7 protein-coding genes are annotated in these 9,602 nt (G+C 41.2%); 3 read left to right on the top strand and 4 right to left on the bottom strand.

The annotated features are described in order from the left end of the window. The 4 genes from B3R91_RS09275 to xthA form a co-directional block, all read right to left on the bottom strand. A partial coding sequence (locus B3R91_RS09275) for a transposase (protein WP_286797360.1) occupies window positions 1–747 on the bottom strand: 747 nt, incomplete at its 3' end. A gap of 196 nt (window positions 748–943) precedes the next feature. After that, complete coding sequence (locus B3R91_RS09280) at window positions 944–1,342, bottom strand: DUF4377 domain-containing protein (protein ID WP_068408379.1); 399 nt, start codon at window positions 1,340–1,342, stop codon at window positions 944–946. A gap of 389 nt (window positions 1,343–1,731) precedes the next feature. After that, window positions 1,732–2,955 carry a bifunctional glutamate N-acetyltransferase/amino-acid acetyltransferase ArgJ gene (gene argJ, locus B3R91_RS09285; RefSeq protein ID WP_286797362.1) on the bottom strand — a complete coding sequence of 408 codons (1,224 nt, stop codon included), beginning with the start codon at window positions 2,953–2,955 and terminating at the stop codon, window positions 1,732–1,734. Between the two features lie 114 nt (window positions 2,956–3,069). After that, window positions 3,070–3,894, bottom strand: coding sequence for an exodeoxyribonuclease III (xthA, locus tag B3R91_RS09290; RefSeq protein ID WP_102076264.1), 825 nt, complete (start codon window positions 3,892–3,894; stop codon window positions 3,070–3,072). Window positions 3,895–4,299: 405 nt separating this feature from the next. On the opposite strand from xthA, the gene B3R91_RS09295 reads away from it, so the two are divergent. From B3R91_RS09295 to B3R91_RS09305, 3 genes are all read left to right on the top strand, one after another. Beyond that, entirely contained in the window at window positions 4,300–4,851 is a 552-nt protein-coding gene (locus B3R91_RS09295; protein WP_286797363.1) for a thioesterase, read from the top strand. 482 nt (window positions 4,852–5,333) lie between these two features. Beyond that, window positions 5,334–7,031 carry an AMP-binding protein gene (locus B3R91_RS09300; protein WP_286797364.1) on the top strand — a complete coding sequence of 566 codons (1,698 nt, stop codon included), beginning with the start codon at window positions 5,334–5,336 and terminating at the stop codon, window positions 7,029–7,031. Between the two features lie 659 nt (window positions 7,032–7,690). Then, the gene (locus B3R91_RS09305; RefSeq protein WP_286797365.1) at window positions 7,691–9,391 is read left to right on the top strand and encodes an AMP-binding protein; all 1,701 of its coding nucleotides are present in this window, start codon (window positions 7,691–7,693) and stop codon (window positions 9,389–9,391) included. Window positions 9,392–9,602: the final 211 nt, after the last annotated feature.

Here is a 9,602-nt window from a genome sequence, read left to right on the forward strand (position 1 = left end):
AAGGTTGGTGGTAAATTTATGAATCAAGTCTTGGCGTGTATTTTTAATCTTGGCGTGAATGGCCTTAACCCGTTTTTTGTTTTTGGCTCTTTGAGCAATGCCTAGTTTTTTAGCGTATTGCTGGGTGACTTTGGTTTTTAGTACCTCACCATTACTTGTCGTTGCTGAGTCCCTGCAACCTAAATCAATACCAGTTTCGCCTGTACCGCACTCAATTTTTGGGTACTCTTTAATGGTGATACAGGCATACCAGTGGCCGCGACTGTCTTGCACAAGCTCACAGGTGTTGATGGTGTAGAGTGCTAGATTATAGCTATCCCACACGTCGATGGTCAGCTTCTTGCCTTTAGCCAGGCTAAATTGAATGGTGGATTTAAGACTTTTCTTTCCTGATTTTTTGATACCTACGTATTTGATTGCTGCTTTTTTAAAGGGAATCCAACCAAGTGATTTACGCTTAGATTTTGGGTTATTGGTTCGCCAGTTTAATTTGGCTTTTTTGAATTGCTTGCGAGATTTAGTATGGGTTTCGGTGATGGCTTGTAAGGTTTGGCTGTGCAGGTTTAGCAGCTCGCTACTACCTTTTACATAAGCCGCAATATCATAAGCTGAAAAGAAATGATTGGTGCGTTGAAGATGCTTAAAACTCAAGTCATTTACATAGTTCCACACAAAATTAACCGCACCAGCCAGTTTATTTAGCTGATTGGCATGTTTGTCTTTGATGCGCAACTTGAGCGTTTTCATAGAGTGATTATGGTCTTAATGAGTTTGGTTGACAAGTCTGTTTTAAGGCTGAGCGACAATAGCTGACGCCTGATATCCATGCCCTAGAAGGGACATGGTTTTACGGCGCTTTTTGATAAAATACGTTTACCTTTTTCTGTGACTAAAAAAAGCCTCTAATGATTAGAGGCTTTTCTATAATAAGCTACAACTAAAATTATTCAGCAGTTTTTGAAATCACTTCGTTTAGGATCCAAACTGGTTTAACCACTTTCGTCGCTTCATTCATAACCGCTTCTTGACGCACATCCAAGATATAACGATAGTTTGGCTCATAAGTAAAGCCTTGAATATCACCATTTAGAGGCGTATAGTTTTTCTGATAAGTCTGACGATATTGTAGGCATTCTGACTCAACCATAGTACCACTGGCGGTTGGCAGCTCACACACCGCTTTAAGTGGCGCTATTTCAATTTTGAAACTTGGAATATTTACCACTTTCACATTCACAGGCTCGCCTTCAACCACCATAGTACGTTCATCATTCATACCCATAGTAGAACAACCTGACAAAACAAAAGTTGTCATCAATGCCGCAATCGCTAATTTTTTCATTATTAAATCCTCAGTTTATTTATTAGTATTAATCATTACCTTTTAAACTCATTTTAATCAATTATCACTATCCAAAAGGTAGCAAGCAGTCATAAAGATACTGTTAATCAGAAAATCAATCTAAGCTCATATAAAATAAAAACGAGCATTATTGATATAAACTTCCTCAACTGTTAATAGTACCGTCTATTGTTTACTGCAATCAGTATAGGTCGCGCAGATGCCCAGCCTCTATAACTGCTTTGTAAAGTAACGTCAGCTTTTGCAACTGCTGTTAATAAACGGTTTAAATTAAGCCCTATTTAATACAAAAATATTGAGCAAAAAAAACGCTCAAACTATGCATGACAATACTAGCTTCGAGCGTTTTATAAAATAATAAAGAACTTTTAACTGCGATAGTCTGCATTTATCTTAACGTAATCATAAGACAAATCGCAGGTATAAACCGTATCCTCAGCGTCACCACGGGCCAAATCAATATTAATGGTAATCTCAGGCCGGCTCATGACTTCTTTGCCCGCCGATTCCGTATAACTTGGTGCCACACCGCCATTTTGACAAATCATCACTTCATCTAAGTAGACATCAACTTGCTCGGTATTAAGGTCGTCGATACCCGCGTAACCAACCGCTGCCAAGATACGTCCCCAGTTGGCATCACTGGCAAAAAATGCGGTTTTGACCAGTGGTGAATGCGCAACGGCATACGCTACATCGCAGCATTCTTGCGTGGTTTTGCCGCCTGTGACTTTGACCGTCATAAACTTGGTTGCGCCTTCTCCATCTCGTACAATTAATTGTGCCAAACGTACAAAAACTGATGTCAAGGCCTCAAATATCGGCTGATAATGTGGATGTTCTGGGCTATCAATAACCTCCGAGCTCGCCGTTCCGGTTGCAATTAAGACGCAGCAATCGTTGGTTGAGGTATCGCCATCGACAGTAATGCGATTAAAAGATTGCTCGTTAATTTTGCTCAGCATTTCTTGCAATAAATCAGCAGCGATATTGGCATCGGTCGCTACATAGCCGAGCATGGTCGCCATATTGGGACGTATCATACCTGAGCCTTTTGACATCCCAGTAACATGATAGCTGCTAGCGTCAACATCGACCTTTTCACTGGCAAGTTTTGGAATTGTATCAGTGGTACGAATACCATTTGCTGCTGCTAACCAATTATCAGCGCCCAAACTGGCTAACGCATTGTCTAAACCTGCGATGATGGCATCGCTATTGAGTGGCTCACCTATCACGCCTGTCGAAAATGGCAACACAGAGCTGACGTCCACACCAGCTTTGGCAGCTAAGGCGGCACAGATATCAAGCGCGCGGCGTTTACCGTCAGCGCCAGTCCCAGCATTGGCGTTGCCAGTATTGGTGATTAAATAGCGCGGACTGGCTTTGGCAAAATGCTCTCGTAACACGCGTACTGGTGCTGCACAAAAGGTATTTTTGGTAGTGACAACGGCAGTGTTGGCACTATCAGCAATCTCTATCACCACCAAATCATCGCGGTCTTTGTAGCGTACGCCTGCCGCGGTAGCGCTTAGTTTAATCCCATCAATAGGATAAATCGTATTAGGTACTGCAACGTTGCCGACAGCCATCATTCAATCCTTATTCATCAATGCTGATGTATTATTTATTGGTTATTCATTTTTAGTTGTGCAAAACTGGTACTAAAAATCTGATGTTAAAAGTCTATGGTTCAAAGCCAGTTATTATACTTTATTTAGATCAAACGCTGCCCAAATTGGCGCGTGGTCAGACGGTTTTTCCATGCCGCGTAGCTCATAGCTGATACCAGCATCGACACAATGGTCGATCAAATCTGCCGTACATAAAATATGATCGATACGTAGTCCGCGCTTAGGATCATCATTGAAACCGCGACTGCGATAATCAAACCAGCTATATAATTCGGTGCTGTCTGGATAATGCAGACGATAAGTATCGGTCAGCTCTCGCGCCATCAAGTTACCATACCATTCGCGCTCTTCAGGTAAAAATGAGGTTTTTCTATTTTTAAGCCAGCGCTTGGCGTTAGCTTCGCCGATACCAACATCGATATCTTCTGGGGCAATATTCATATCACCCATGATAACCAACGAGCGCCCTTCAGCTTTTAGCGTATCAATATAGGTTATCAAATCCGCATAATAGGCACGCTTCATAGGAAATTTGGTCGGATGGTCTTGGCTCTCGCCTTGCGGAAAATAACCGTTAAGCACATCCACTTCGCGACCGTCAAATACGTAACGCGCATGGATAAAGCGCTTCTGTGCTTCTTCATCTTCTCCCGGAAAACCTTTTTGCACAAAAATAGGGGCAATTTTAGATAACAATGCGACGCCGTAATGCGCTTTTTGACCAAAATACTCGACGTGATAGCCCAAACCTTCCACATCTGCGAGCGGGAACTGCTCGTCGTGTACTTTGGTTTCTTGCAGACCGATCACATCAGGGTCGATAATCTCTTTTATCGCTTCTAACTGATGTTGACGAGCGCGAATACCATTGATATTAAAACAAACAAAACGGGTCATAAACTATCCTATCATTATGAATTGAAATAAAATCTTTCTATAACAAGTATTTTTATAAAATAAACGCCAATCTCAACTTATCGTAGGCTTTTGATTTTTATAGAATTTAAAATTCTAATTGTTTTAACTGAAATTTTAAAAACTAAGTAAACCAATACCTTAGAAAAATAAGTTGAGAGTGGGGTAAAATAAGGCAAGCAGCGAGACATTATAAATAAAGGCTTATCATAACAGACATCGCCACAGCTAGCTGTTGCGCGCCTTTATCTCTTACGATAGAGTAGCTGTCATGAGTAATAATCTAGGCATTATTACTTCTTATTTTTATAACCTTATATATCAACCTCTCAAACTTTACACGCTATTAATGGCGCAAACTTACTGAGCAACACGATAATGACAACCATGAATAAAAATACCGCTGCACAATCGATGCACGCAAGCATCCCGCTATTTGCTACTGATTACAATATCTATATTAACCATACTGATGCAGGCGGCATTGTCTACCATGCCAATCACTTAGTGTTTTTTGAAAACTGCCGCCGCGACTGGTTCACCAAGCTTGGTTTAAATGGCTATTTTTTACAGACCGATGATGGTGAAATTCAGCATTTTGTCGTCAGCCAAGCAGATTTGCAATATAAAAAAGCCATTTTATTAGATGAGGTCATCAATGTCCGCATTGATAAGGTTGAGCTAAAACCTGCCAGCATTATATTTTATCAAAGTATCCATCGCTTAGCGCCGAATGACAATGATAGCCCTCAGAAAAGAAATGCCTTTTCAAACACTACTTTATTAAGTCGCGCTAAAATCGTCATCGCTTGCGTGCAAAACCAAATCACGCCTGACTCTTCAAGCAATCATAGCGCACCCATGCGCCCTATTCGTGTACCGCAAAAATTAAGCGAAACTATTAATCAGGCAATAACCGCACATAGTATTGAACAGTAACCCGTACATAGTGCTGATTCATTCTCGTTTAAAGCTTAAGTAAAAACACACTACTCTTTAACATAACGCCATTCCTTTGCAGTGATATTTTTAGGTACGACTTAAACGGTTTTTAAGTTATCTATCGCATTTATCCAAAGACCATCTTAAATTTCTATTAAAATATCAGCTCGTTTCACTACCATCTCATTGATGGTCTTTTCTTCCTATAGAAGCATTTATTTATAAACATTTTATATGTACTGGGCAGTACTCGCATGCTAATATTGCATTTACTTAGATTCATGCTAATGTGTTGCTTAAATGTGTCATTATATCGTCGATACATTATATTTTAGTTGCAAAGAAACTTAGTAGTCCGTCAATAGATAAGGATGTTATCAAACTCAGCGGCCATTGCTTTACGTCAGCGCTGATTTTTTATTGACACGGATACGACTGCTTAACGATAGAAACTTAATTGAAATTCCAGGACGCTGACTATGACGTTGAATAAACCTTGGCTTGCCCAATATCCTAAGAGTGTGCCGAAAACGATCGATCCAGATAGATATGGCAGCATCGTGGAGCTGTATGAAGAGTGTTTTGATCGCTTTCGTCTGCATCCTATGAGTATCTGTATGGGCGTGACTCATACCTATGATGACATTGATAAGGCTTCTCTTGCCGTCGCCGCTTGGCTACAAGCACAAGGACTGCCTCAAGGCAGCGTGGTCGCGCTGATGATGCCAAACGTGCCGCAATACTTGCCAACCATGATTGGTATTTTGCGCGCAGGTTACGTCTGTACGCCCGTTAACCCTCTGTACACTGGCCGTGAACTGCGCCATCAGTTAAATGACTCAGGTGCAAAGGTTATCTTTGTGGTGGATAATTTCGCTCAAGCGCTCGAGCAAGTGATTGATGAGACACAAATTAAGCGTATCGTCTTATCAAAAATGGGCGATATGATGGGTCTCAAAGGTATTCTAGTAAATACCATTATCCGTCAAGTCAAACGCTTGGTGCCCAAATACAAGCTGAACGACCCTAAGCATGAAGTCACGAAGTTTCCCGATGTGCTCAAAAAAGGTAAAAACCTGCCCTTCCAAAAGCCAAAAATGACTTTGGACCAAAAAGCATTTTTGCAATATACCGGTGGTACAACTGGACTTTCTAAAGGTGCGATTTTATCTCAGCGTAATATCGTCGCAGGAGCCATGCAATCAGAAGCATGGACGCGCCCTATCACGTCAGAGATTAACGAAGTTTATATCAATATGGTCATGGCGCTCCCGCTGTATCATATTTTTGCCTTTATGCTAAGCTCACTTGGTATGCGTTCAGGCTATACCTTTATCCTCATACCCAATCCACGCGACATCCCTGGATTTATCAAAACCTTATCTAAACAACCGTTCCATATTTTCCCAGCAGTTAATACTTTGTTTAAAGGCTTGCTTGATAATCCAAACTTTAAAGACCTTGATTTTAGCTCGCTACGTATCTCGCAAGCAGGCGGTATGGCAGCGACCGAACAGACGGCAGCGCGCTGGCTTGAAACCACTGGTTGCGCCATGATTGAAGGCTGGGGTATGACTGAGGGTGTGGCTGTCGGCACTGCCAACGTTGTTACCGACCGTAAGTTTAACGGCACTATTGGCGTCCCAGTCCCGAGCGTTGATGTCATCATCATAGATGAAGACGGCAAGCGCGTCGGTGTCAATGAAGCTGGTGAGATGTGTGTTAAAGGTCCTAACGTCACCTCAGGTTATCTGAATAGAGACAGTAGCGAAGACTTTACTGAAGATGGTTACTTTCGCACGGGCGATATCGTCAGTATGGATGAAAAAGGCTACTTTAGATTATTAGACCGTAAAAAAGACATGATTTTGGTCTCAGGCTTTAACGTCTTTCCTAACGAAGTAGAATCAGTGATGCTTGATTGTGAAGGTATTATTGATTGCGCGGTGATCGGTATTCCTGATGAGCGTCAAGGAGAAGCGGTCAAAATTTACGTCATCCCTGCCGACAATAACGTGACCAAAAACTCGATTAAAGAATTTGCTCTAGACAATTTGACCGGCTATAAATGTCCGCGTTATATCGAGTTTGTTACTGAGCTACCAAAGAGTAACGTTGGTAAAGTACTGCGTCAAAAACTGCGGGAAAAACATATGGCTGATAACCCTCAGCTATAATTAAAGCAAATATCTATGCTCAAAAAGCGCTCTAACTAAACGATAGAGCGCTTCTTTATTTTAAGACATTAAACTTTAGTATGGGTAATACTTATACTGTTGATAATCACGCTGTTATAGTATTACTATTTTTTAAGAGAAATACAAAAAACCCTCTAGTAGAGTTATCCATATTAGCTGCTATTATTTATATTGTTAGCTAATTCTAATCTAAGAATCCTTTCATCTTATATTTTTCACCGTTCATCGGATTTTACTTGCAACACAGTTTTCTCTTTTTATCAAATTTAACTATATACGCACAAGTTTCTGTATTAGAATAACTGGTTCAATAGTAGTTATGTTAATGTAACGCCAAAATATGTTACGCTATTGTTTATTATTAGTTAGTACTGATAGTATCCTCGGTAACTGGATATTTAATCTACTTCAGTAGTTGTTTCTCGTAGTTAAATACCTTTCTAGTCAAACAATCTTGTAATTAAATATATTTGTATTAAGGCCACCGTATTTTAGCAGTATGTGAATAAATGGGATAGCACGCGACAAGCCACCGACTATAGGACGTATCGTCTATAGAGCAAGAATGGGTTTGTTGACAGGGATGTGACTACTTTTTTATAAAGCCTTAACTTATCACAAATTTAAGGACACTAAGTATGACCACTGATCAGCCTTGGCTTGCTCAATACCCAAAAAACGTACCTAAAACCATCAATCCCGATCAGTATGAAAGCCTTATAGACCTCTATGAAGAATGCTTTGATCGCTTTCGTATGCACCCTATGACCATTTGTATGGGTGTGACTCACACCTATGGCGACGTGGACAAAGCTTCTCTTGCCGTGGCTGCATGGTTACAAGCGCAAGGGATTCCTAAAGGTAGTGTGGTTGCACTGATGATGCCAAACGTGCCGCAATATCTACCGACGATGATTGGTATTTTGCGTGCAGGCTACGTTTGCACGCCGATTAATCCGCTCTATACGGGTCGTGAGCTGCGCCATCAGCTCAATGATTCTGGTGCTCAAGTTATCTTTGTGGTCGATAATTTTGCCCAAGCACTCGAGCAGGTAATCGAAGAGACGGATATCAAACGTATTGTCCTATCGAAAATGGGCGATATGATGGGATTAAAAGGTATCTTAGTCAATACGGTAATCCGTCAGGTCAAACGCTTGGTTCCTAAATACAACTTGAATGATCCTAAATATCACGTTACCAAGTTTCCAGATGTGCTGAAAAAAGGTAAAAGCCTACCATTCCAAGCACCAAAAACGGCTTTGCAACATAAAGCGATTTTGCAATATACTGGTGGTACCACAGGACTATCTAAAGGCGCGGTATTAACTCAGCGTAATGTCGTCGCTGCGGCCATGCAGTCAGAAGCATGGTTTCGCCCTGTTACCTCAGAAATTAATGAGGTTTATATCAATATGGTCATGGCGCTACCGCTATATCATATTTTTGCTTACATGCTTAGCCTGCTTGGCATGCGCTCAGGTTACACTTTTATTTTGGTACCAAATCCGCGTGATATGCCTGGATTTATCAAAACTTTATCCAAACAGCCGTTCCATATTTTCCCAGCGGTTAATACTTTGTTTAAAGGCTTGCTTGATCAGCCAAACTTTAAAGACCTAGATTTCAGCTCACTTCGACTCTCGCAGGCAGGTGGTATGGCAGCAACCGAACAAACAGCGGCGCGTTGGTTAGAAGTGACAGGCTGTCCAATGGTTGAAGGTTGGGGTATGACTGAATGTGTAGCAGTCGGCACCAACAATATCGTCATTGATCGTAAATTTAATGGTACGATTGGCACGCCTGGTCCAAGCGTTGATATTATTGTTATCGATGAAGATGGCAAAGAAGTAGGCGTTAATCAGGCAGGCGAGCTGTGCATCAAAGGTCCAAATGTCATGTCGGGCTACTTTAATAAAGACAGTAGTAGCGACTTTACTAAAGAGGGTTATTTCCGTACGGGTGATATCGTCAGTATGGATGAAAAAGGTTACTTTAGATTATTAGATCGCAAAAAAGACATGATTTTGGTCTCAGGCTTTAACGTCTTCCCGAATGAAATCGAGTCGGTCATGCTTGATTGTAAAGGCATTATTGAGTGTGCAGTCATCGGTGTTCCTGATGAACACCAAGGCGAAGCGGTGAAAATCTATATCGTCCCTGCCGACAACAATGTAACTAAAGAAGATATCAAAGAGTTCGCTATCGATAACTTGACCGGTTATAAATGCCCGCGTCATATCGAGTTTGTCAGCGAGCTACCAAAGAGTAATGTCGGCAAGATACTACGTCAAAAATTGCGTGAAAAACATATGTCAGATAATCCGCAAACCTTGTAGTCGTTAAGACTCTCAGTAGTTAAGACTCTCAGTAGTTAAGACTTATAATACCAAACCCAACAATTAAAGTTGCGCCCAAGCACGAGCAGTTAACGACCGAATTCTTTGTGGCTGTTTAAGCAAATTATTCCAAGCCAAGCAAGCGGCATCAACAATAGCCTCATAACTGTCATAACAACGATTAGATAGCTCATTTTGCTTAAGGTACTGC

It is taken from the genome of Psychrobacter sp. UBA6291 (assembly GCF_002439405.1).
Taxonomy (GTDB): domain Bacteria; phylum Pseudomonadota; class Gammaproteobacteria; order Pseudomonadales; family Moraxellaceae; genus Psychrobacter; species Psychrobacter faecalis.

What these genes read in the sequence shown, in the direction of transcription:
- B3R91_RS09280 (WP_068408379.1), bottom strand. Translation starts at nt 1,342, where the DNA reads ATGAAAAAATTAGCGATTGCGGCATTGATGACAACTTTTGTTTTGTCA.
- argJ (WP_286797362.1), bottom strand. Translation starts at nt 2,955, where the DNA reads ATGGCTGTCGGCAACGTTGCAGTACCTAATACGATTTATCCTATTGAT.
- xthA (WP_102076264.1), bottom strand. Translation starts at nt 3,894, where the DNA reads ATGACCCGTTTTGTTTGTTTTAATATCAATGGTATTCGCGCTCGTCAA.
- B3R91_RS09295 (WP_286797363.1), top strand. Translation starts at nt 4,300, where the DNA reads ATGAATAAAAATACCGCTGCACAATCGATGCACGCAAGCATCCCGCTA.
- B3R91_RS09300 (WP_286797364.1), top strand. Translation starts at nt 5,334, where the DNA reads ATGACGTTGAATAAACCTTGGCTTGCCCAATATCCTAAGAGTGTGCCG.
- B3R91_RS09305 (WP_286797365.1), top strand. Translation starts at nt 7,691, where the DNA reads ATGACCACTGATCAGCCTTGGCTTGCTCAATACCCAAAAAACGTACCT.